Source organism: Gemmatirosa kalamazoonensis (assembly GCF_000522985.1).
GTDB lineage: Bacteria > Gemmatimonadota > Gemmatimonadetes > Gemmatimonadales > Gemmatimonadaceae > Gemmatirosa > Gemmatirosa kalamazoonensis.
Window position 1 is genome coordinate 4,467,013 of record NZ_CP007128.1, and the last position, 20,544, is coordinate 4,487,556.

Sequence of the window (20,544 nt, forward strand, 5' to 3'; positions counted from 1 at the left end):
CGTTCGTCGGGCAGGCGCGGTCGGTGCAATCGGATCCGGCCCGGGTTAGCTTTCCGAGCGATGCGCGCCCCCACCCGGGCGCGCAGTCCCTTCCGGTACTTCGGTTTCATGGACATCCAGATTACGCAGAGAGAGCCCGGCGGTGTCGAGCGCCACGTCGACGTCGCCGTCCCCGCGGACGCGGTGCGGGAGGTCGAGGAGCGCACGGCGCGGCGCTACACGTCGCAGGCGCGGCTGCCGGGGTTCCGGCCCGGCAAGGCACCGCCGGCCATGGTGCGGAAGCGCTTCGCCGACGCCATCCGGCAGGACGTCCTGCAGGAGGTCGTGCAGGAGGCCTACAAGAAGGTCATGGAGCAGGAGAAGCTGGAGCCGATCACGCAGCCCCACATCCATGACCTGAAGTTCGAGCCGGGCGAGCCGCTCACGTTCACGCTCCACATGGAGGTGCGGCCCGAGGTGCAGCTCGCGCGGGTGGAGGGCTTCCGCGTCCACCGGCCGGCCACCGAGGTGACCGACGAGATGGTCCAGGAGCAGCTCGACTCGCTCCGCGACCAGCGCGCGACCTGGGCCCCGACCGACGACCGGCCGATGTCGGGGGACATGGTCACCGTGGCGCTCGCCACCGCGGACGAGCAGGGACAGATCGGCGAGCAGAAGGAGTACCGGCTGGAGCTCGGGAAGGACCAGGCGATCCCCGGGATCGAGGACCTCATCATGGAAGCCCGGGCGGGCGAGACGATCGAGCGCCCGGTGAAGTGGCCCGAGGACTTCCCCGACGAGGCGCAGCGCGGCCAGACGAAGACGGTCCGCGTGACGCTGAAGGAGGCGAAGCGGAAGACCTCGCCCGACCTGGACGACGCGTTCGCCCGCGAGGTGGGCGACTTCGAGTCGCTCGACGCGCTGCGCGAGGCGGTGCGCAAGGACCTCGGCGCGCAGGCGCAGCGCGAGGCGGAGACGCAGCTGAAGACCCAGCTGCTCGATCAGATCATCGAGGCGAACCCGTTCGACGTGCCGCCGAGCTGGGTCCGGCAGCTCGTCGACGGCTACGCGAACGCGTATCAGATCCCCGACGAGGACAAGGAGCGCTTCGCCCAGGAGTTCCGACCGCTCGCCGAGCGCCAGGTGCGTCGCGATCTCGTCGTGGAGACGATCGCACGCGATCAGAACCTTCGCGCGACCGAAGCGGACGTGGACGATCGGGTGAACGCGATGGCCACCGAGCGCGGCGCGGAGGCGGGAAAGCTCTACGCCGCGCTGCAGAAGGCCGGCCGCCTGCAGGAGCTGGAGCACCAGATCACGGAGGAGCGGGTCTTCGCGTGGCTCCTCGAGCGCAACTCCGCCGAATGACCGATGTGACCTCCGTCGCACTGGAGGGTACGATGTACGGACCGTTGCACTCGTTCCACTCGGACGACGACTACGACGACGACGAACCCATGCCCACGATCTACACGCCGTACATCATCGAGCGGTCGAGCCGCGGCGAGCGGACGTACGACATCTTCTCGCGGCTCCTCATGGACCGCATCATCTTCCTCGGCACGCCGATCAACGACGACGTCGCGAACATCGTGATCGCGCAGCTGTTGTTCCTCGACAGCGACAACCCGGGGAAGGACATCAACATCTACATCAACTCGCCGGGCGGGTCCGTGTCCGCGGGACTCGCCATGTACGACACGATGCGCTTCCTGCGCTCGCCGGTGAGCACGATCTGCATGGGGATGGCGGCGAGCATGGGCTGCTTCCTGCTCGCGGCCGGCGGCACGAAGGGGAAGCGCTTCGCACTGCCGCACGCACGCATCATGATGCATCAACCCAGCGGTGGCGCGCAGGGCACGGCGGCGGACATCGAGGTGGCGGCGAGGGAGATCCTGTATCTCCGCGCGAAGATGAACGAGCTGATGGCCTCGCATACGGGCCAGCCGCTCGAGCGCATCGAGCGCGACTTCGACCGCGACTATTACATGTCGGCCGAGGAGGCGAAGAACTACGGGATCATCGACCAGGTGATCTCCGCGCCGGGGACGATCGTGGAGGAGTCGAAGCAGCCGACCGTGACGGCCTGACAGGTCGGGACTCGGGACTCGGGACTCGGGACTCGGGACTCGGGACTCGGGACTCGGGACTCGGGACTCGTGGGGGCGCAGGTCCCGAGTCCCGAGTCCCGAGTCCCGAGTCCCGACTGCCTTCGGGCACGTCGTGCTTGACCCGTTCCGCTCCAGACTATTACGTGTTTTCGGGGCCGCGCCGCCGGCGCGCCCCGCCTCCCGCCCCTCCGAGAGCCATGTCGCACGACAAGCATCTTCGCTGCTCGTTCTGCGGAAAGTCCAAAGACTCGGTCCGGAAGTTCATCTCCGGGCCCAGCGTGTACATCTGCAACGAGTGCATCGCCCTCTGCAACGAGATCCTGGCGGAGGACGAGGAGCGCGAGGTCGCCGAGGCGATCACGCAGGTCCCGACGCCCACCGAGATCAAGGACGTCCTCGACCAGTACGTGATCGGACAGGAGCAGGCGAAGAAGGCGCTCGCGGTGGCGGTCTACAACCACTACAAGCGCATCAACTCCGCGGGGTCGCGCGACGACGACGTGGAGCTCGACAAGTCGAACATCCTGCTCGTCGGCCCCACCGGCGTCGGCAAGACGCTGCTCGCGCAGACGCTCGCGCGCATCCTCGACGTGCCGTTCACGATCGCCGACGCGACGACGCTCACCGAGGCGGGCTACGTCGGCGAGGACGTGGAGAACATCCTCGTTAGGCTCCTGCAGGCGGGCGACTTCAACGTCGCCGAGTGCGAACGCGGCATCGTCTACATCGACGAGATCGACAAGATCGCGCGCAAGAGCGAGAACCCGTCGATCACGCGCGACGTCAGCGGCGAGGGCGTGCAGCAGGCGCTGCTGAAGATCCTCGAGGGCACCGTGGCGAGCGTGCCGCCGCAGGGCGGCCGCAAGCATCCGCAGCAGGAGTACATCCAGATCAACACGAAGGACATCCTGTTCATCTGCGGCGGGGCGTTCGACGGGCTGGAGAAGATCATCGAGGCGCGCGTCGGCCGGCGGCAGATCGGCTTCACCGGCAACGCGCAGCGCGACGCGGCGGCGCGGAAGAGCATCTTCGCCGAGGTGGAGCCGGAAGACCTGCTCCGCTACGGGCTGATCCCGGAGCTCGTCGGCCGCCTGCCGGTGTGCGTGCCGCTCGAGGCGCTGGACGAGGACGCGCTGGTGCGCATCCTCAAGGAGCCGAAGAACGCGCTCACCAAGCAGTACCAGAAGCTGTTCAGCCTCGAGGACGTGAAGATCACGTTCGAGGAGAGCGCGCTGCGCGCGGTCGCGCAGAAGGCGCTGAAGCGCGGCACCGGCGCGCGCGGGCTGCGCGCGATCCTCGAGGAGTCGCTGCTCGACGTGATGTTCGACCTCCCGACGCGCGAGGACGTGGTCGAGGTGAAGGTCACCGAGAACTGCATCACGAACGGCGCGCCGCCGATGCTGGAGATCGCGCCGCAGCGAAAGAAGAAAGAAGCGTAAGCGCCTCCACGGTCCACTCCACGCTCCACGCTCGCTCCCCCTGCGGGGATGCCGAGCGTGGAGCGTGGAGCGTAGAGGGGGGTTAACTTCCGGCCATGAAGTCCTTCCCCCGCGACGGCGATCCGATCGAGGCGCCGAGTCGACTGCCCGTACTGCCGCTGCGCGACGCGGTGCTGTTCCCGTACGTCGTGACGCCGGTGGTCGTGGGGCGCCCCGCGTCGCTCGCGGCGGTGGAGGCGGCGGCGGCGGGAGACGGGCTGCTGTTCGTCGTCGCGCAGAAGGACACCGCGGTCGACGACCCCGCGCCGGCGGACCTGCATCGAGTCGGCGTGCTGGCGAGGATCCAGCAGGCCGCGCGGCTCCAGAACGGCGCCGTGCGCGTGCTGCTGGAGGGCGCCGCGCGCGCGCGCGTGACGCGCTACGAGACGCGGAGCACCGCGCCGAAGGGCGCCCCGCCTAACGCAAGCCCGAACGCGCCGCTCCGCGCGACGCTCGCTCCCTTCCCGCTCGTCGAGCCGCAGCCGGACGAGCCCCCGGCGACGACCGCCGCGGGCACGCCGGAGCTGCAGGCCGCCATGCGCCGCATCCTCGACCGGTTCGAGGACTACGCCGCGCTGCAGCGGCGCGTGCCGGTGGAGATCGTGACGCTGCTGCGCGACGTGACGAGCGTGGAGCGGCAGGCGTTCGGCGTGGCCGCGCATCTCGCCGTGCGCCACGAGCAGCGGCAGCGGCTGCTCGAAGCCCCCGCCCTGCCCGACATGCTCGCCCGCCTCGACGAGCTGCTCGGCGGGGAGCTGGAGCTGCTCGGTCTCGAGCGGCAGATCGAGGAGCGGGTGCGCGGCGCGGTGTTCCAGAACCAGCGCGAGTTCTACCTGCACGAGCAGCTGAAGGCGATTCACCAGGAGCTGGGCCACGACGAGAGCGACGACACCGCCGCGCTCGAGGCGCAGGTGCGCGACCGGGGGATGCCGCCGTCCGTGGAGTCGCGCGCGCTGCGCGAGGTGCGGCGGCTGCGGAAGATGTCGCCGGTGTCCCCCGAGGCGACGGTGTCGCGCACGTTCCTCGACTGGCTGCTCGGCCTCCCGTGGCGCGAGCGCTCGGCCGCGCCGCCCGACGTCGCGGGCGCGCGCGCGGTGCTCGACGAGGACCACCACGGGCTGGAGGAGGTGAAGGATCGCATCCTCGATCACATCGCCGTGCTCGCGCTCGTCGGCGAGCTGCGCGGGCCGGTGCTCTGCCTCGTCGGGCCGCCGGGCGTGGGCAAGACATCGCTCGCGCGGTCGATCGCGCGCGCGCTGGGCCGCAAGTTCGTGCGCGTCTCGTTAGGCGGCGTGCGCGACGAGGCCGAGATCCGCGGGCACCGGCGGACGTACGTGGGCGCGATGCCGGGACGCATCGTCCAGGCGATGCGCCGCGCCGAGGTCGTGGATCCCGTGCTGCTGCTCGACGAGATCGACAAGACGGGGAGCGACTGGCGCGGCGACCCGGCGGCGGCGCTGCTGGAGGTGCTCGACCCGGAGCAGCACCACGCGTTCAGCGACCACTTCCTGGAGGTGGATTACGATCTGTCGCGCGTGCTGTTCGTGACGACGGCGAACTCGCTCGCCGGCATCCCGGAGCCGCTGCGCGACCGCATGGAGCTGATCCGCATCCCGGGGTACCTGGAGCCGGAGAAGCTCGCCATCGCGCGGCGCTTCCTCGTGCCGCGCGCGCTGTCGGCGTGCGGGCTCGACGCCGATCGCGTGACGTGGGACGACGAGGCGCTGCTGCGCGTGATCCGCGAGTGGACGCGCGAGGCGGGCGTGCGGGACCTCGAACGCCGGATCCACCGCGTCGCGCGGAAGCTCGCCCGCCGACAGGCCGAGCGTGGAGCGGAGAGCGTGGAGCGCGGAGACGACGAGAGCGAGCCTCCACGCTCCACGCTCCACGCTCCACGCTCGCTCGACGTGCGCGCCGAGGATCTGCCCGACCTGTTGGGCCCACCGCCCCACGAGGGCGACGAGCTGACGAGCGACGACAAGATCGGCGTGGCGAACGGGCTCGCCTACACGCCCGCCGGCGGCGAGCTGCTCGAGGTGGAGGTGAGCGTCGTGCCGGGGCGCGGGCGGCTGCAGCTCACGGGCGCGCTCGGCGACGTGATGAAGGAGTCGGCGAGCGCCGCGCTGAGCTACGTGCGCGCGCGCGCGGCCGCGTTAGGCATCGACCCCGACTTCCACCGCGCGCGCGACATCCACGTGCACATTCCGGCCGGCGCGACGCCGAAGGACGGGCCGTCGGCGGGGATCACGATCGCGACGGCGATGGTGAGCGCGCTCACCGGCAACCCGGTGCGCGGCGACGTCGCGATGACGGGCGAGATCACGCTGCGCGGACGCGTGCTCGCGGTGGGCGGCGTGAAGGAGAAGGCGGTCGCCGCGCACCGACACCGTGTGCACACCGTGATCCTGCCGAAGCGCAACGCGCGCGACGCCGCCGAGCTGCCGGCCGACGTCCGCGAGGCGATCGCGTGGCATCCGGTGTCGTCGATGGACGAGGTGCTCACCGTGGCGCTGCGCGTGCCGGCGGAGGCGTCGCGATGAGCACCGACCCGCTCGTCATCCGCCGCATCGACTACCTCGGCCCGATGGCGTCGGCCGGCGGCTGGCGCCCGGAGCCGAACCTCCCCGAGGTGGCGTTCAGCGGGCGATCGAACGTCGGCAAGTCGTCGCTCATCAACCGGCTCGTGCGACGCCGGGCGCTCGCGCGCGTGAGCAACACGCCGGGACGCACGCGCGAGATCCACTTCTTCGGCATCAACGAGCTGTTCACGCTCGTCGACCTGCCGGGCTACGGCTACGCGAAGATCTCGAAGGCGCGGCAGGCCGAGTGGCGGCCGCTCATCGAGGGATTCCTGCGCTCGAGCCCTCCGCTGCGCGGCGTGGTGCAGCTGCTCGACGTGCGGCACGACCCGACGGACGACGACCTGCAGATGGTCGACTTCCTCGCCGAGATCGGCGCGCCGACGATCTTCGTCGCGACGAAGGTGGACAAGCTGCACAAACGCGAGCTGCCGGCGCGCGTCGCCGCGCTCGCCGGCGTCGTAGGGACGAGCGAGGAGCAGATCATCCCGTTCAGCGCGCACACCGGCGAGGGACGCGACGACCTCGCGGCGGCGATCGTGTCGCTCGTCGGTGAGCCGGCGTGGCGCGAGGCGGCGGGATGAGCCTCCGCCGCTGCCTAACGGTGTTCGGCGCGCTCGCCGCGGCGTCGTGCTCCGGTGCGCCGGGAAGCGGGCCGGCGCCGGCGCCCGCGCCGTCGGTGGGCGCGCGCGGCGTGCCCGGCACGGAGGACACGACCGGGCTCGTGCCCCCGGGCTTCGGCACGCTGCGGCTGGACGACGTGTCGCTGCAGTTCACGCTGCCCGGCGGCGTGCTCGCGCGCGCCATCCCGCTCGACGAGAGCGTGATCCGCCTGCTGTCGCCCGACACGTACCGCGCGCTGCACGAGCAGGTGCTCGGGCGCTCGGCGCAGCTCCGGGAGATCGCCCGCCGCTACGGGCTGGAGCGGTACAGCGTGTGGCGCGTGACGTTCTACGGCACCGAGCAGGGCGAGGCGCGGTTCAGTCCGCAGGAGGTCATCGTGACCGACGCGGGGCGCGACTTCCGGCCGCTGGATCTCGTGCCGCTCACGCCGGGGTTCGGCGAGCAGCGGCTGCAGCAGCGCGGGCAGCAGACCGCGCTCTACGTGTTCGACGGGGCGCTCGATGTGTGGCAGTCGCAGCTCGCGGTGACCGTGCAGGGCGTACGCAACGACGCCTGGGGCGCGAGCGGCGGTCCGCTCGCGCGGCTCGACCGGGAGCGCACGCTCGTGCGCGGCCGGGCGGCGCAGAGCGCGCCGAGCAAGGCGACCAGCGTGCCCAGACCATGAGCCGATCGAACCAAAGACATCATGCTCTCGGACTTCCTCGACGAGTACCGCCGCTATCGCCTGCTCGGTGAGAAGGCGATCGCGCAGCTGCCGGACGACGCGCTGAACCGGATCCCCGCCGCCGACGCGAACTCGGTGGCGATGCTCATGCGCCACGTCGGCGGCAACCTCGCGTCGCGGTTCACGAACTTTCTCGCCGAGGACGGCGAGAAGCCGTGGCGGGAGCGGGACACGGAGTTCGAGACGCGCGACTACACGCGCGCCGAGGTGGACGAATGGTGGGCGCGTGGATGGTCGGTGCTCGAGCGCGAGGTCGGTGCGCTCGCCGACGCCGATCTCGCGCGCACGGTGCACATTCGCGGACAGCCGCTGACCGTGCACCAGGCGCTGTGCCGGTCGCTCGCGCACGTGGCGATGCACGTCGGGCAGATCGTGCTGCTCGCGCGCGAGGCGACCGGCGACCGGTGGCAGACGCTGAGCATCCCGAAGGGCAAATCCGCGGAGTACAACCGCAGTCCCACGCTCGAGAAGCGACCACACTGACATGGCGCTCCTTCCCCTCCGCTCCCTCCCCGCGCGCGGCTCGGCGTCGCTCGCCGACGCGTGGCTCGAGTCGATCGCCGACCGCCTGCGCGACGACGACGCGCAGACGCCCGACGCACGCAGCGAGCTGTGTCGCACGACGCTCGCGCAGCTGCTCTATCCCACGTACGCCGCGGACGTCGACGGCGCCGTGCACGACGAGCGGCTCCCGGTCGCCACGCGCCTCGCGCTCTCGGCGCTCGACCCGCGCAACGTGACGCTGGAGCCCGAGTACTACGGCGAGTGCGACGACGTGAAATTCCAGCGCGTGAAGCCGCTGCTGTGGCTGTGGTACTCGTTCGACCGCAGCCCGTTAGGCGGCCAGTACGTGGACCTCGGCGTGCGCCTGCGCCGCATCCTCGCGCCGCACATCTTCCGGCGGTGCGGCGCGAACTTCAAATGCTTCCAGCACGTGGAGTTCTCGTTCGGCTACAACATGGAGGTGGGCGACGACGTCGTCGTGCACCGCCACGTGCTGCTCGACGACCGCGGCGGGATCGTGCTCGGCAACAAGGTGTCGATCTCCGATTACGCGAACGTGTACAGCCACACGCACAGCATCGTCGACCAGAAGGACGTGACGAACGTGACGACGGTCCTCGGCGACGGCGTGCGCGTCACGTACCACGCGACGATCCTGGCGGGCGTGCACGTCGGCGAGCAGGGGATGGTCGGCGCGATGGCGGTCGCGACGAAGGATGTGCGGCCGTATCACGTGAACGTCGGCATCCCCGCGAAGAGCATCACGGTGAAGCCGAACGCGCCGCCGCAGGAGCTGCGCGTGTCGCCGGCCGCGCGCGAGAAGGCGCAGCAGCAGGGCTGACGCCCACGCGGCGGGTCGAAACGCGAAAGGAGCGCGGGAAGAACCCCGCGCTCCTTTCAGCGTGTCCGCGGCGCGAGATTACGAGCGCCGCCGACGGGCGATCACGCCGATCCCGGCGAGGCCGATGCCGAGGAGGCCGAGCGTCGCTGGCTCGGGAACGAGGTTGCCGTTCCCGATGGTGTTGTCGAAGTCGAGCGTGATGGCGCCGGACCACGAGGCGACGGTCTGCAGGCCGCTCTGGTTGTACGTGAGCAGCGCCTCGAGGTTGTCGTAGAGCGCCGGGGTGAACGTGTTCGTCAGCACGCCGAAGTTCTGCGTGCAGGTGGCCAGCGTCGTCGTCGTGATCGAGCAGCTCGCGGTGCCGAGGTCCACGCCCAGGTTCGTCGCGGCGAGGCCTAACGTGCCATAGCCCGAGATGTACGTCGGGTAGACACCCGGTGCCGTCACGGAGCCGGACGTCTTCGCGACGGTGTACGTCAGGCCGCCGGTGGACGACGCGGTGTTGTACGTGCCGGGCGTGATCGGCGTGCCGAACAGGAACGCGTAGGTGACCGGGCCCGCGATGACGTTCGTCGTCGTCGCGCCGAACGTGATGAACGGGTCGGAGTCGTACTGCGCGTTCAGATTCACCACGCCCGCGGAGGTCCGCAGCGTCATGGCGTTCGACCAGGTGCCGTTGCCGGTCGGCGAGACGAGCGCCGACGCGTCGTTGCAGACGCCGTTGATCCACACGTAGGCGAACGGGTGGGTCAACACGTCCGGGATCGAGCAGGCCCCCTGCGCCTTCGCCCCTGCGGGCACCAGTACCGCACCTGCGAGCACGAGCAGTTTGCGCCAGCTCATTGAGCGACCTCCGAAGGGTTCAGAGCCCAGGTGCGGTGTACCGCGGCGACCGACGAGATGCTGCTGGCGCCGTCACGCACAGACTATGCGCGCGCATCCGGCTTTACGCTAGTGCCTGGTTGGTCGACGCGCAGCACGTCCTCCAGCGGGCCGGCGTCGCCGCTCGCAAACAGATGCATGACGTGGTCGAGCGCCTCGCGCTCGCGCGGCCACGCCAGGCGCGCGCGCGCCGCGTCGATCGGCAGCCACTCGGCGGCGCGATGCTCCGGTCCCAGCGTCGGCGGCGCTCGTTCGGCCACGAAGGCGCAGAAGACGACCGCGAGCTGCACGGCGCCCATGCCGTGCAGGTAGAACGCCTGCGTGGTCACGTTGTACAGCCGCGCGATGGGGAGGCCGGTCTCCTCGGCCACCTCGCGGACCGCCGCCTGCTCCGGGCGCTCGCCGGGCTCGATGCGGCCGTGGACGGTCTCCCACGCGAGCGGGCAGCGGGTGCCGTGCGCGGCGCGCTGGAGGACGAGGACGTGCTTGCCGGCGTCGGACTGGTGGACGAGGTAGACGTCGACGACGCCGATTTTGAGCTCGGTCATGGCGGCAACCTAACCTTGGGCGCTTGACGACGGCGTCGATGACGGCGCGGGCGAAACTGCGCTGGCGGTACGGCGCGATGAAGCGCACGCGGCGCTCACATCGCGGCACTGCGCCGCACTGCGTGGTTCAGCGGTGTGAGACGGGGTCTGCGCCGCATAGCGCATCATCGCCAGCGCCGTATCGCCCGCGCCCTCATCGACGCCGCTCCGAGGGTGACAGCAGGTCGAAGAGCGCGTCGAGATCGGGCAGCCCGAGCGCGGCGGGCCGAACGGCGGACGATCGCTCCGCGGGCGGCTCGAGGGCGCGGCGCAGCTCCGCGTCGTCGGTGACGCCGCGGCGGACCTGGTCGATACCGCTGTCCCAGAGCGTGCGCATGCCGGCGTCGCGGGCGGCGTCGGCGATCGCGGCGGCGGGCTCGCCGCGGGCGATGCGGCGCGAGACCTCCTCGCCGGCCACGAGCAGCTCGACCGCCGCGGCGCGGCCGCGGTAACCGCTGCCGCTGCACGACGGACAGTCGGCCGCGCCGCCGCGGCAGCGCGCGCAGATCCGACGGAGCAGCCGCTGGGCGACGACGCCGCGGAGCGCCGCCGCGAGCTTGAACGGCTCGACGCCGAGGTCGGTGAGGCGCGCGACGGCGGCGGCGGCGTCGATGGTGTGGAGCGTCGACAGCACGAGGTGCCCCGTGAGCGACGCCTGCACCGCGATGGTCGCCGTCTCGCGGTCGCGGATCTCGCCGACGAGCACGACGTCGGGGTCCTGGCGGAGGATGGAGCGCAGCGCGGCGGCGAACGTCAGGCCGGCACGCTCGTTCACCGCGACCTGGGTGACGCCGGCGAGTCGGTACTCCACCGGGTCCTCGACGGTGACCACGTTCACCCCGCGCTGCTGCACGTGCCGCAGCGCGGCGTAGAGCGTGGTGGTCTTCCCCGACCCAGTCGGCCCGGTGACGAGCACGAGTCCCTCGCGCGCGTCGAGCATCCCGGTGAACCGCGCGAGGTCGGCGTCGGCGAGGCCCAGGCCGTCGAGCGACAGCGTCGTGGCGGCGCCGTCGAGCACGCGGATGACGACCTTCTCGCCGTGCGCCGCGGGGAGCGTGGAGACGCGGAGGTCGAGCGTTCGCCCGCCGACGGTGACGCGCGCGCGGCCATCCTGGGGCCGGAGACGATCGGCGATGTCGAGGCCCGACATGATCTTGATGCGCGACACCACGGGGATGCCGGCGTCGCGGGCGAGCGTCGTGGCGTCGAGCAGCACACCGTCCACGCGATAGCGAACGACGACCCCCGCCTCGCCGCACTCGAGGTGGATGTCGCTCGCACCACGCGTGACGCCGTCGGCGACGACGCGATCGACGAGCCGCACGACGGGGCGGGCGTCGGCGCCCTGCTCCTCCCCGCCGTACAGCGTGGCGAGGCCCGTGGCGACGACGTCGGGCGGCGCGATGGCGAAGCGCACGCGGCGTCCGCTCGCGGCGGCGAGAGCGCCCTCGGCGGCGGGGTCGCCCGGCGCCGGCGCGGCGACGGTGAGCACGACTGCCGAGGCGCGGAGCGGCAGCACGCCGAGCCGCTGGGCGAGCGGCAGCGGCACGAGACGACGGAGCGCGGGATCGGGCGGCGCGATCACGGCAACGCCGACGCCGAAGTGGCGCGCGAGCCGCTCGGCGAGCGCCGCGTCGTCGCACGAGGCGGCGCGCCGCGCGGCGGCCCACCGCTCGCCGCACGAGGCCTCGGCCGCTCCGAGGTCCACTGCGGCGGGGAGCACGGCGCGGAGCGCGCTCTCCAGGCGCTGCTCGGGCGTGGTGGCGGCGGGCGACTGCATGCCGCACGATCGCCCTCGCACTTCCGGACGACCGTAGCGAAAACGCGCGTGACGTGTCTCGATCGCGGCGCGCGGGCCGTCAGGGCACGACGTGCACCTTCATCCAGTACTGCCGCGCGTACGGCCGCTGCACGGCCTGCGGCTGCCCGAGCGCCTGCACGCGCGTGTCGCGCTTGATGGCGCCGACGCTCGGCTGCTCGAGGAAGTAGTCAGTGGTGTTCGGCGGGAGACCGGCGCGCACGACCATGTTGCCGGAGACGAGGAACTCGTCGTCGCGATTGATCTGCTCCGGCGGCGTCGGGAGCGCGCCGCCGGCGAGAGGACGGATCTTCGGCTTCTCCCAGCGCGGCGAGCCGGGCGTGTAGTTGCCGATCCAGATCCAGCCGTCCTGCCCGGAGAGCAGCGGTCGGTTGTCGTCGCTCGAGAGCGAGCGGCTCAGCTTCGCCTGCGCGTCGCTCACCGTCTGCAGCCCGTCGAAGCTCTCCTGCTCGAGATGCGCGGCGATCTTCTTCGCGCTGTCGGCGCCGAGCTCGCCCGTGTGCTGCAGCCGCTCGAGCGCGGCGCGCGTATCGGCGAGCTGCGACGTGATCTGCAGGACGCGCGCGTTCAGCGTGTCGGTGTGCGCGACGAACGACACGCCGTCGGGCCCGATGGACGCGACGGCGCCGAAGCGCACGCCGAGGAACCGCTGCGCGAGCACGAGCGCGACGAGCACGGAGAAGACGACGATCGGATACTTGAACAGCTCGACGACGAGCCGGTGCAGCTGCTCCGGCGTGAGCAGCGCGGCCACTCGCGGCTCGGCCGCGGCCTGGGCGGCGCGCTCGGCATCCGACGCCGGCGTGTAGGTCGGTGGCGTGGTGGGCGGCGTGGTCGTCGACATCGCGAGCTCCGAAGACGGGATGCCGCTACGTTGCCCCCGCCCCCTGTGACTCGGCAAGAACCGCTAGAGGATCCGCCAGAAGTCGCGCGCCACGTCGACCGAGAACGTCCATCGCTTGTCGCGCAGCCCGCGCGCGACGTCGAACCGCACGAGATCGAAGAACGCGTACGCGCCGATGCCTAACGACGGGTACCAGCCGACGCGACGCGGCTGGAACGACGCCGGCCGCGCGACGTAGACCGTATGCACGTACGGCGCGAGCGTCGCCGATGCGGGCGCGCGGCCATAGGTGCCGAGTGACAGCGACGGGAACGGCACGGGCGAGCGCCACTCCACGCGCTGGCTCGCCGCGACGCCGCCGGCGAACTCGTGGAACGCGTAGCCCGGCCCCGTGACGGGTCCGCCGAGGTAGACGAGGTCCTGCGGGGGCACATCCGCGTCGGCCGCCTCGCCGCTGCACAGGATGCGGATGTCCGCGCAGCCGCCGACGATCATCGGCGCGGTCCGATGCCCGCCGACGACGCCGAACGTCGTGTGCGTGACGATCCGCTCGCGCCCGAACGGACGCTCGACGTGCAGCGCGAACGCGGCGCGGGCGAGCGAGCCGCAGGTGCCGTCGGACGCGCCGCACGTGAACGACTCGCCGCGGTCGGCCCACGTGGCGAGCCGCAGCTGCGCGCTGCCGCGCCACTCGGTGCCGAACGGCCCGGCCGCGTTAGGCCGTTCGGCGCCCAACGTGAGGCGCAGCGTCTCCGTGCGACGCGCGGGAATCGTGCGCTCGTACCGGCCGTTGAACGGTCGCGCGTGCACGGCGAGCGAGTCCTGCCACTCGCCCGCGAGCTCGATGGTGGGGCGCAGCCCGAGCCACGTCTCGGGCAGATCGAGGCCGAGCGCGACCCCGGCCGCGTCGTACGGGTCGGTGTAGTCGCTCCCGAACTCCTGCGCAGCGAGGCTGTTGCGCAGCGCCGAGCCCTCCGGCTCGTCCCCGGCCTCGCGGAAGTCGCGGGACCCACCGAGTCGCAGCGCGACGCCGCTCGGCCACGCGTGCTGCAGCACGAGCCGTCCCTTCGGCTGCTCGTCGTCGAAGCCGTAGCGGCCGCGCGCGGTGATGCCGTTGCCGCTGCCCGGACGGAGCGTGTAGCCGGCGCCGACCGCGAGCCCCTCGACGCGGTTCACGCGCACGAAGTCGGAGATGGCGCGCGCGGAGAGCGCGGAGCCGCGCGCGCGGGCGAGCACCTCGCGCTGCACGAGCGCCTGCGCCTGCGCCTGCACGCGGCGCACGTCCTCGTCCGACACCGTGCGCACGTCGGCGGGGAGCGAGTCGAGCACGCGTCCGGCGAACGGGTACTGGCGGCGCGCGAGCGGCGGCCGGAACTCGAGCGGCGCGCCGGCGAACGTGCGCGGCGGCACGTTCACGTTCACCGCGTAGTCGCCGATCTCCCACCGGCCGCGCACGATGCCGTGCGCCGGGAAGTCGAGCCAGGTGCCCGAGCGCCGCACCTCGACCTCCTGGTGGCGCGGCAGCCAGTAGCGCCCCTGCACGAGCGCGTTCTCGAGCACGATCGACACGGCGTCGTTGCGCTTGTCGAGGTACGCGGAGCGCGTGAACGTGAACGCCATGCGCACGACCTGCGCGTCGTCGCGGTCGATGAACAACGAGCCGACGAGCCGCGGCTGCGACGGATCCTTCGGGCGCACCTGCAGCTCGATCACGCCGAGCGTCCCGCCGCCGACGCGGATGCGGAGCGAGTCGCGCACCGCGAAGTCGTACGCCGCGAGGCCGAGCGCGGAGAGCGGGTGCGGCACGTCGGCGACGTCGCGCCCCTCGCCGACGCGGATGACGTCGGGGAAGTTGTTCTGCACGACGCCGTACCGATCGCGGTAGAACGCGTTGTCGGTCGGCAGCAGCGTCGTGTCGCGCTCGCCGACGACGATCTGCTTGCTGATGTTGGGCGCTTTCCAGTACACCTGCGTGGCGACCTGCGTCGCCTGGATCACGCGCGGGATCTCGATGTCGCCGAGCTGGCCGAGGAACGTGAGGTAGCCGCGTGCGGTGGCCTGGTAGTCGTGCAGCGACGTGTCGGCGAGCTGCGTGCGGCGTCGGCAGCCGGCGCGGGCGACGAGCGCGAGCGCCTGGGCGGAGTTCCACGCGCGCGGATCGCCACTCGGCGCGGCGGCGGTCGCGGCGACGGCCGCGGTGTCGCATGGCGCGGCCGGCTGGGCGCCGGCGGACGACGCGCCGAGAATGGTGAGGGCGAGCGCGAGAAGGTGACGCGGCATACGAGTATCTTAGCCCCATGGCATCCTTCGACGAATTCCGCGCGCGCGCCGCCCGGGGCGGCCTCGTGCCCGTATGGGCCGACTGCCTCCTCGACACGGACACGCCGGTGAGCGCGTTCGCGAAGCTGCGGCGCGGGCCGTTCGCCTTCCTGCTCGAGAGCGCACCGGCGGGCGGCGAGACGTGGGCGCGCTACACGTATCTCGGCACGGAGCCGCGCGCGGCGTGGCGGCTGATCGGCGGCGTGGTGGAGGACTGGACGCCCGATGCGGGCTGGCACGCGCGGCGCACGCCGTCGGATCCGCTCGCCGACCTGCAGTCGCTCGTCAACGCGCGGCGGCCCGTCGACGTGCCGGAGCTCGGGCCGTTCTGGAGCGGCGCGGTGGGCTACTTCAGCTACGACGTGGTGCGCTACATCGAGCGGCTGCCGCACGCGCCGCCCGACACGCTCGGCGTGCCCGACGCGCTGTTCGTGTTCACCGACGCGCTGGTGGTGATCGACAACCTGCTCTCGCAGGCGCGCGTGGTCGTGGGGGTGCCGGTGGACGAGCGGCTCGACGACGACGCGCTGCGCGCGCAGTGGGACGCCGCGCAGCGCACGATCGCCGACGTCATGGCGCGGCTCCGTACCGCGCAGGCGCTGCCGGCGCTCGTGCTCGACCCGACGGCGCCCCCGGCGGTGGGCGAGTCGAACTACGGGCGCGAGAAGTTCGAGCGCGACGTGGAGCGCATCAAGGAGTACATCCGCGCGGGCGACTGCTTCCAGGCGCTGCTCGCGCGGCGGATCCGCGTGCCGCTCGACTTCCCGAGCGACACGCTGTACCGCGCGCTGCGGGCGATCAACCCGTCGCCGTACATGTTCCACCTCGTGCTCGACGGCGTGGAGCTCGTGGGATGCTCGCCGGAGCTGCTCGTGCGCGTCGGCAAGCGCCGCGTCGTCGTTAGGCCGATCGCCGGCACGCGTCCACGCGGCGCGACGGCGGACGAGGACGCCCGGCTCTCCGACGAGCTGCTCGCCGACGAGAAGGAGCGCGCCGAGCACGTGATGCTCGTGGACCTCGGGCGGAACGACGTGGGACGCGTGGCGAAGTACGGCACGGTGGAGGTGACGAGCCTCATGCACATCGAGCGGTACTCGCACGTGCTCCACATCGTGAGCCAGGTGGAGGGCGAGCTGGCCGGCGACGCGTCGGCGATCGACGTGTTCCGCGCGACGTTTCCCGCGGGCACGATGACCGGTGCACCGAAGGTGCGCGCGATGGAGATCATCGACGAGCTGGAGCCGGAGCGGCGCGGGCCGTACGCGGGCGCTGTGGGGTACATCGCCGCCGGCGACGAGCGGATGGATCTCGCGATCACGATCCGCACGTGCGTGATCGCCGACGGCGTGGCGAACGTGCAGGCGGGCGCCGGCATCGTCTACGACTCCGACCCGGCGCGCGAGTGGGAGGAGACGGAGAACAAGGCGCGGGCGATGCTCACGGCCATAGGCCGTGTGAGGGCAGGAGCGCAGGAGGGCAGGAGGGCACGAGAGGGCTAGCTCTTCCCCTCCTGCGCTCCTGCCCTCCTGCGCTCCTGCCCTCCTGCCCTATCTTGCTCGCATGCCTCTCGCGCTCGTCGACCTCACCGGCCACACGGTCGTCGTGGTGCGCCCCGGGACGCCCATCGTCGTCGGGCGCGCGGTGGAGTGCGACGTGGCGCTCACCGATCCGACGATCTCGCGGCGCCACGCGGAGGTGCGCTCGGACGACGAGATGCTCGTCGTGCGGGACCTCGGCTCGCGCAACGGGACGTTCTGGAACGGGCAGCGCGTGGAGGTGGCGCAGCTGCGGGCGGGCGACGCGATCACGTTCGGCGCGCTCACGCTGCACGTGGCGGAGCAGTCGCCGACCGCGCGCGTGGCTCCGTCCGTGCCGGCGACGCCGGAGTCGGACGCCGCCGCGTGGTACGCGCAGGCCGCGGCCGAGCAGCCGGTGCCGCATCCGCCGATCCCGGTGCTGGAGTCGCCGTCGCCGCCGCCGTCGGCGGCCGCCGCGCCGCCGGAGCCGGAGCCGGTGCAGCCGATGCCCGAGCCCGAACCGGAGCCCATGCCCGAGCCGGTGGCGGCGCCGATGGCGGCGGCCGAGCCGGAGCCCGTCGCTCACGAGCCGGCGCCGACGTCGTCCACGGGGCCGGCGCCCGATCGTGCACCGGATCCGGAGCTGCCGATCGTCGCCGAGCGCGGAGGCGCGACGCCGGCCGCGGAGCTGGCGACGCGCAAGCTCACGCTGCTCCTCGAGGTGGCGAAGGGGCTCGGCGGCGTGGGCGACCTGGGCGCGCTGCTGCAGCGCATCGTGGGCTACGCGCTGGAGACGCTCGACGCGGATCGCGCCGCGATCATGCTGCGCGACGAACAGGAGCCCGACCGCCTGGTGCCGGCGGCGGCGCGCGACCGCTGGGGCGCCGACCTCGCGGGGCTGGAGGCACGCGCGGTGCCCCGCTCGATCGTGCGCGCGGCGATCGACCGAAAGGCGGCGCTGCTCTCCGTGAACGCGGCCGCCGACCCGCGCTTCGGCGGCCAGTCGGTGCTGCAGCAGCGCGTGCGCTCGGCGCTGTGCGGACCGCTGCTCGCGTCGGACGGCGCGGCGTTAGGCGCGCTCTACGTGGACAGCGCGGCGCCGGACCACACGTTCGACGAGGCGGACCTCGACTTCCTGTCCGCGTTCGCGGCGATCGCAGCCGCCGCGCTCGAGACGACGCGGTTGGCCGAGCGCGTGCGGCGCGAGGCGGTCGCGCGCGGCAACTTCGAGCGCTACTTCGCGCCGCCCGTGGCCGACCGGATCGCGCGCTCCACGGAGATCATGCGTCCCGGCGGCGAGCGGCGGCACGTCACGGTGCTGTTCGGCGACCTGCGCGGCTTCACGCGCTTCGCCGCCGGCGCCGCACCGGACACCGTCGCGGCGACGATCTCGGAGTTCCTGAGCGCGATGGTGGAGTGCGTGTTCAAGCACGGCGGCACGCTCGACAAGTTCATCGGCGACGCGGTGATGGCGCAGTGGGGCGCGCCCGAGGGGCACCCCGACGATCCGGACCGCGCGATGCGCGCCGCGCTCGACATGATCGACGCGCTCGACGCGTTGAACGCGGAGTGGTCGGCGGTCGGACGTCCCACGCTCGCGATGGGGGTCGGGCTGTCGTACGGCGAGGTGTTCGCCGGCAACATCGGGTCCGAGCGCCGCCTCGAGTTCACGGTGCTCGGCGACGCGGTGAACCAGGCCGCGCATCTGTGCGACGCGGCCGGCCCGAACGAGATCCTGTTGGGCGACGGGCTGCGCGCGGTGCTTCGCGAGCCGCCGCCGCTGCGCATCGTCCCGTCGCCCGGCGGCAAGGCCGAGGCGGGACCGGTGTACGCGGTCGTGCGGCGCATGAGCTGACGCGGTGCCCGCCGGCTACACGGGGCTCTCGGCAGGCGGCGTGCACGTGATCTGTCTCGCGGAGTGCGCGGGCGCGATCCGCGAGGCGCTCGGCGACGGCACGCTGCACGAGTGGGCGGCGTCGCACCCCGAGCGGCGCGAGCTGCGCGGTCGCGGCTCGGCGTACGCGGCGACGCTGCCCGACGGCGAGACGCAGGTCGTGGTGCGCCACAGCCGCCACGGCGGCCTGCTCGCCCCGCTCACCGGCGATCGGTTTCTCGCGCCGACGCGCGCGCCGCGCGAGCTCGCGACGTCGATCGCGCTGCGTGACGCGGGCGTGCGCACGCCGCAGATGGTGGCGTACGCGATCTATCCCGCGGGGCCGCTGCTCCGGCGCGCCGACGTGGCGACGCGGCTCGTGCCCGATGCGCGCGACCTCGGCGACGCGATCGGCGCGGTGCCGGACGACGCGTGGATCGACGCGACGGCGGCGCTGCTGCGCGCGCTCGCGGCGGCGGGGGCGCGGCATCCGGACCTCAACCTGAAGAACGTGCTGCTCGCGGCCGACGGTGCGTGGGTGCTCGACGTGGACGTCGTGGCGTTAGGCACGCCGCCCGAGGCTGCGGCGCGCGCGAACTGGGCGCGGCTGGAGCGGTCGCTATTGAAGTGGCGGCGCGAGCGCGGGCTCGCCATCGCCGACGCCGCGCTCGCGGAGCTCGCCCGACGCGTCGCATGACGGCCCGCGACTCCGCAGCGCCGTACGCGCACGTCCCGCTCGACCGCGTCTGCATCGTGATGATGAGCGCGGTGGGCGACGCGGTGCACGTGCTGCCCGTGCTCACGGCGCTCGAGCGCGCGCACCCCGCGATGCACGCCACGTGGGTGCTGCAGCCCGGGCCGGCGACGCTCGTGCGCGGGCACCCGTCGGTGGACGACATCGTGCCGTTCGACCGCACGGCGGGGGTGCGCGGGTTCGCCGACGTGCGGCGCGAGCTGCGCGCGCGCGGGCCATTCGACCTGTGCATCAACCTGCAGGTGTACTTCAAGGCCGGTCTCATCACGTCGTTCGTGCCGGCGCCGGTGAAGCTCGGCTTCGACCGCGCGCGGGCGCGCGACTTCAACTGGCTGTTCACGAACGCGAAGATCCCGCCGCACGCGATGGGGCACGTGCAGGACCAGTACTTCGAGTTCCTCGAGGCGCTCGGCGTACCGCACGAGCCGCCGGTGTGGAATCTCGGCCCGTGGCCCGACGAGCGCGCGTGGCAGGCGGAGTTCCTCTCGCAGTTCGACCGACCGATCGCGCCGATCGTCGTCGCGACGAGCAAGCCGCAGAAGGACTGGCTTCCCGAGCGGTGGGCCGCGGTGTGCGACGCGCTGTACGCCGACTTCGGGCTGCAGCCGGTGCTCGTCGGCGGTCGCTCGGAGCGCGAGCTGGCGGCGGAGGCGGTGATCGTGCGCGAGGCGCGGCACAGGCCGGTCTCCGCGTTAGGCAGCGGGCTGCGCAAGCTCGTCGCGATCCTCGACGGTGCGGCGCTGGTGCTGTCGCCGGACACGGGGCCGTTGCACATGACCGTCGCGCTCGACCGGCCGGTGGTGAGCCTGATCGGCTACTCGAACCCCAAGCGCGTCGGGCCCTACCGCAAGTTCCGCGACCTCATGATCGACGCGTACGGCGAGCCGGGCGAGGAGTACCCGATCTCGATGGAGAATCGTCTCGACCGGATGCCGCGCATCACGGTGGACGACGTGCTCGCGAAGGTGCAGGTGTGGCGTGAGCGGTACCGGGCTGTATGAATTGAACCGCAGAGGGCCGCAGAGGGCCGCAGAGGACTGCCCCTTCCTTTTGAACCACAGAGGACACGGAGGTCACAGAGGAGAACCACTTCTTATTGGTTTCCTCCG

17 protein-coding genes are annotated in these 20,544 nt (G+C 72.3%); 12 read left to right on the forward strand and 5 right to left on the reverse strand.

Translation table 11 applies throughout. The annotated features are described in order from the left end of the window. The first annotated feature begins 108 nt into the window (after nucleotides 1-108). The 8 genes from tig to J421_RS19495 all read left to right on the forward strand — a co-directional run bounded on the left by tig (nucleotide 109) and on the right by J421_RS19495 (nucleotide 8,840). Complete coding sequence (gene tig / locus J421_RS19460) at nucleotides 109-1,347, forward strand: trigger factor (protein WP_025412840.1); 1,239 nt, start codon at nucleotides 109-111, stop codon at nucleotides 1,345-1,347. A gap of 89 nt (nucleotides 1,348-1,436) precedes the next feature. Further along, nucleotides 1,437-2,069 (forward strand): ATP-dependent Clp endopeptidase proteolytic subunit ClpP, encoded by a 633-nt coding sequence (gene clpP / locus J421_RS19465; RefSeq protein ID WP_025412841.1) that lies wholly within the window; start codon nucleotides 1,437-1,439, stop codon nucleotides 2,067-2,069. 218 nt (nucleotides 2,070-2,287) lie between these two features. Beyond that, entirely contained in the window at nucleotides 2,288-3,529 is a 1,242-nt protein-coding gene (clpX, locus tag J421_RS19470) for an ATP-dependent Clp protease ATP-binding subunit ClpX (protein WP_025412842.1), read from the forward strand. 95 nt (nucleotides 3,530-3,624) lie between these two features. Further along, the gene (gene lon, locus J421_RS19475) at nucleotides 3,625-6,108 is read left to right on the forward strand and encodes an endopeptidase La (RefSeq protein WP_104022832.1); all 2,484 of its coding nucleotides are present in this window, start codon (nucleotides 3,625-3,627) and stop codon (nucleotides 6,106-6,108) included. Beyond that, nucleotides 6,105-6,731 carry a ribosome biogenesis GTP-binding protein YihA/YsxC gene (gene yihA, locus J421_RS19480; RefSeq protein ID WP_025412844.1) on the forward strand — a complete coding sequence of 209 codons (627 nt, stop codon included), beginning with the start codon at nucleotides 6,105-6,107 and terminating at the stop codon, nucleotides 6,729-6,731. Before lon ends, yihA begins: the two co-directional genes overlap by 4 nt. Beyond that, the gene (locus J421_RS19485) at nucleotides 6,728-7,435 is read left to right on the forward strand and encodes a hypothetical protein (protein WP_148306400.1); all 708 of its coding nucleotides are present in this window, start codon (nucleotides 6,728-6,730) and stop codon (nucleotides 7,433-7,435) included. The genes yihA and J421_RS19485 overlap by 4 nt, the downstream gene beginning before the upstream one ends. A 21-nt stretch (nucleotides 7,436-7,456) precedes the next feature. After that, on the forward strand, nucleotides 7,457-7,978 hold the full coding sequence (locus J421_RS19490; protein ID WP_025412846.1) for a DUF1572 family protein: 522 nt from the start codon (nucleotides 7,457-7,459) through the stop codon (nucleotides 7,976-7,978). 1 nt (nucleotide 7,979) lies between these two features. Continuing rightward, on the forward strand, nucleotides 7,980-8,840 hold the full coding sequence (locus tag J421_RS19495) for an acyltransferase (RefSeq protein WP_025412847.1): 861 nt from the start codon (nucleotides 7,980-7,982) through the stop codon (nucleotides 8,838-8,840). A gap of 78 nt (nucleotides 8,841-8,918) precedes the next feature. On the opposite strand, the gene J421_RS19500 is transcribed toward J421_RS19495, so the two are convergent. From J421_RS19500 to J421_RS19520, 5 genes are all read right to left on the reverse strand, one after another. Further along, nucleotides 8,919-9,683: a PEP-CTERM sorting domain-containing protein gene (locus tag J421_RS19500; RefSeq protein ID WP_104022833.1), complete on the reverse strand. Its 765-nt coding sequence runs from the start codon at nucleotides 9,681-9,683 to the stop codon at nucleotides 8,919-8,921. Between the two features lie 83 nt (nucleotides 9,684-9,766). After that, nucleotides 9,767-10,270, reverse strand: coding sequence for an NUDIX domain-containing protein (locus tag J421_RS19505; RefSeq protein ID WP_025412849.1), 504 nt, complete (start codon nucleotides 10,268-10,270; stop codon nucleotides 9,767-9,769). Nucleotides 10,271-10,463: 193 nt separating this feature from the next. Continuing rightward, nucleotides 10,464-12,089 carry a GspE/PulE family protein gene (locus tag J421_RS19510; protein ID WP_025412850.1) on the reverse strand — a complete coding sequence of 542 codons (1,626 nt, stop codon included), beginning with the start codon at nucleotides 12,087-12,089 and terminating at the stop codon, nucleotides 10,464-10,466. 79 nt (nucleotides 12,090-12,168) lie between these two features. Continuing rightward, on the reverse strand, nucleotides 12,169-12,972 hold the full coding sequence (locus J421_RS19515; RefSeq protein WP_025412851.1) for a hypothetical protein: 804 nt from the start codon (nucleotides 12,970-12,972) through the stop codon (nucleotides 12,169-12,171). 63 nt (nucleotides 12,973-13,035) lie between these two features. Continuing rightward, nucleotides 13,036-15,252, reverse strand: coding sequence for a hypothetical protein (locus J421_RS19520; protein WP_025412852.1), 2,217 nt, complete (start codon nucleotides 15,250-15,252; stop codon nucleotides 13,036-13,038). Between the two features lie 17 nt (nucleotides 15,253-15,269). Between J421_RS19520 and trpE the strand changes: the two genes are divergently transcribed. The 4 genes from trpE (at nucleotide 15,270) to J421_RS19540 (ending at nucleotide 20,436) form a co-directional block, all read left to right on the forward strand. Next, a complete protein-coding gene (gene trpE / locus J421_RS19525; protein WP_025412853.1) occupies nucleotides 15,270-16,790 on the forward strand; it encodes an anthranilate synthase component I in 1,521 nt (506 codons plus the stop codon). Nucleotides 16,791-16,851: 61 nt separating this feature from the next. Beyond that, nucleotides 16,852-18,663, forward strand: a complete 1,812-nt coding sequence (locus J421_RS19530) for an adenylate/guanylate cyclase domain-containing protein (RefSeq protein ID WP_025412854.1) — start codon at nucleotides 16,852-16,854, stop codon at nucleotides 18,661-18,663. A 4-nt stretch (nucleotides 18,664-18,667) separates the two neighbouring features. Next, entirely contained in the window at nucleotides 18,668-19,378 is a 711-nt protein-coding gene (locus J421_RS19535; RefSeq protein WP_025412855.1) for a lipopolysaccharide kinase InaA family protein, read from the forward strand. Continuing rightward, entirely contained in the window at nucleotides 19,375-20,436 is a 1,062-nt protein-coding gene (locus tag J421_RS19540; RefSeq protein ID WP_025412856.1) for a glycosyltransferase family 9 protein, read from the forward strand. Before J421_RS19535 ends, J421_RS19540 begins: the two co-directional genes overlap by 4 nt. Nucleotides 20,437-20,544: the final 108 nt, after the last annotated feature.

Bases quoted from the DNA above. Each gene is read 5' to 3' on its own strand.
- tig (WP_025412840.1), top strand. From the start codon at position 109: ATGGACATCCAGATTACGCAGAGAGAGCCCGGCGGTGTCGAGCGCCAC.
- clpP (WP_025412841.1), top strand. From the start codon at position 1,437: ATGCCCACGATCTACACGCCGTACATCATCGAGCGGTCGAGCCGCGGC.
- clpX (WP_025412842.1), top strand. From the start codon at position 2,288: ATGTCGCACGACAAGCATCTTCGCTGCTCGTTCTGCGGAAAGTCCAAA.
- lon (WP_104022832.1), top strand. From the start codon at position 3,625: ATGAAGTCCTTCCCCCGCGACGGCGATCCGATCGAGGCGCCGAGTCGA.
- yihA (WP_025412844.1), top strand. From the start codon at position 6,105: ATGAGCACCGACCCGCTCGTCATCCGCCGCATCGACTACCTCGGCCCG.
- J421_RS19485 (WP_148306400.1), top strand. From the start codon at position 6,728: ATGAGCCTCCGCCGCTGCCTAACGGTGTTCGGCGCGCTCGCCGCGGCG.
- J421_RS19490 (WP_025412846.1), top strand. From the start codon at position 7,457: ATGCTCTCGGACTTCCTCGACGAGTACCGCCGCTATCGCCTGCTCGGT.
- J421_RS19495 (WP_025412847.1), top strand. From the start codon at position 7,980: ATGGCGCTCCTTCCCCTCCGCTCCCTCCCCGCGCGCGGCTCGGCGTCG.
- J421_RS19500 (WP_104022833.1), bottom strand. From the start codon at position 9,683: ATGAGCTGGCGCAAACTGCTCGTGCTCGCAGGTGCGGTACTGGTGCCC.
- J421_RS19505 (WP_025412849.1), bottom strand. From the start codon at position 10,270: ATGACCGAGCTCAAAATCGGCGTCGTCGACGTCTACCTCGTCCACCAG.
- J421_RS19510 (WP_025412850.1), bottom strand. From the start codon at position 12,089: ATGCAGTCGCCCGCCGCCACCACGCCCGAGCAGCGCCTGGAGAGCGCG.
- J421_RS19515 (WP_025412851.1), bottom strand. From the start codon at position 12,972: ATGTCGACGACCACGCCGCCCACCACGCCACCGACCTACACGCCGGCG.
- J421_RS19520 (WP_025412852.1), bottom strand. From the start codon at position 15,252: ATGCCGCGTCACCTTCTCGCGCTCGCCCTCACCATTCTCGGCGCGTCG.
- trpE (WP_025412853.1), top strand. From the start codon at position 15,270: ATGGCATCCTTCGACGAATTCCGCGCGCGCGCCGCCCGGGGCGGCCTC.
- J421_RS19530 (WP_025412854.1), top strand. From the start codon at position 16,852: ATGCCTCTCGCGCTCGTCGACCTCACCGGCCACACGGTCGTCGTGGTG.
- J421_RS19540 (WP_025412856.1), top strand. From the start codon at position 19,375: ATGACGGCCCGCGACTCCGCAGCGCCGTACGCGCACGTCCCGCTCGAC.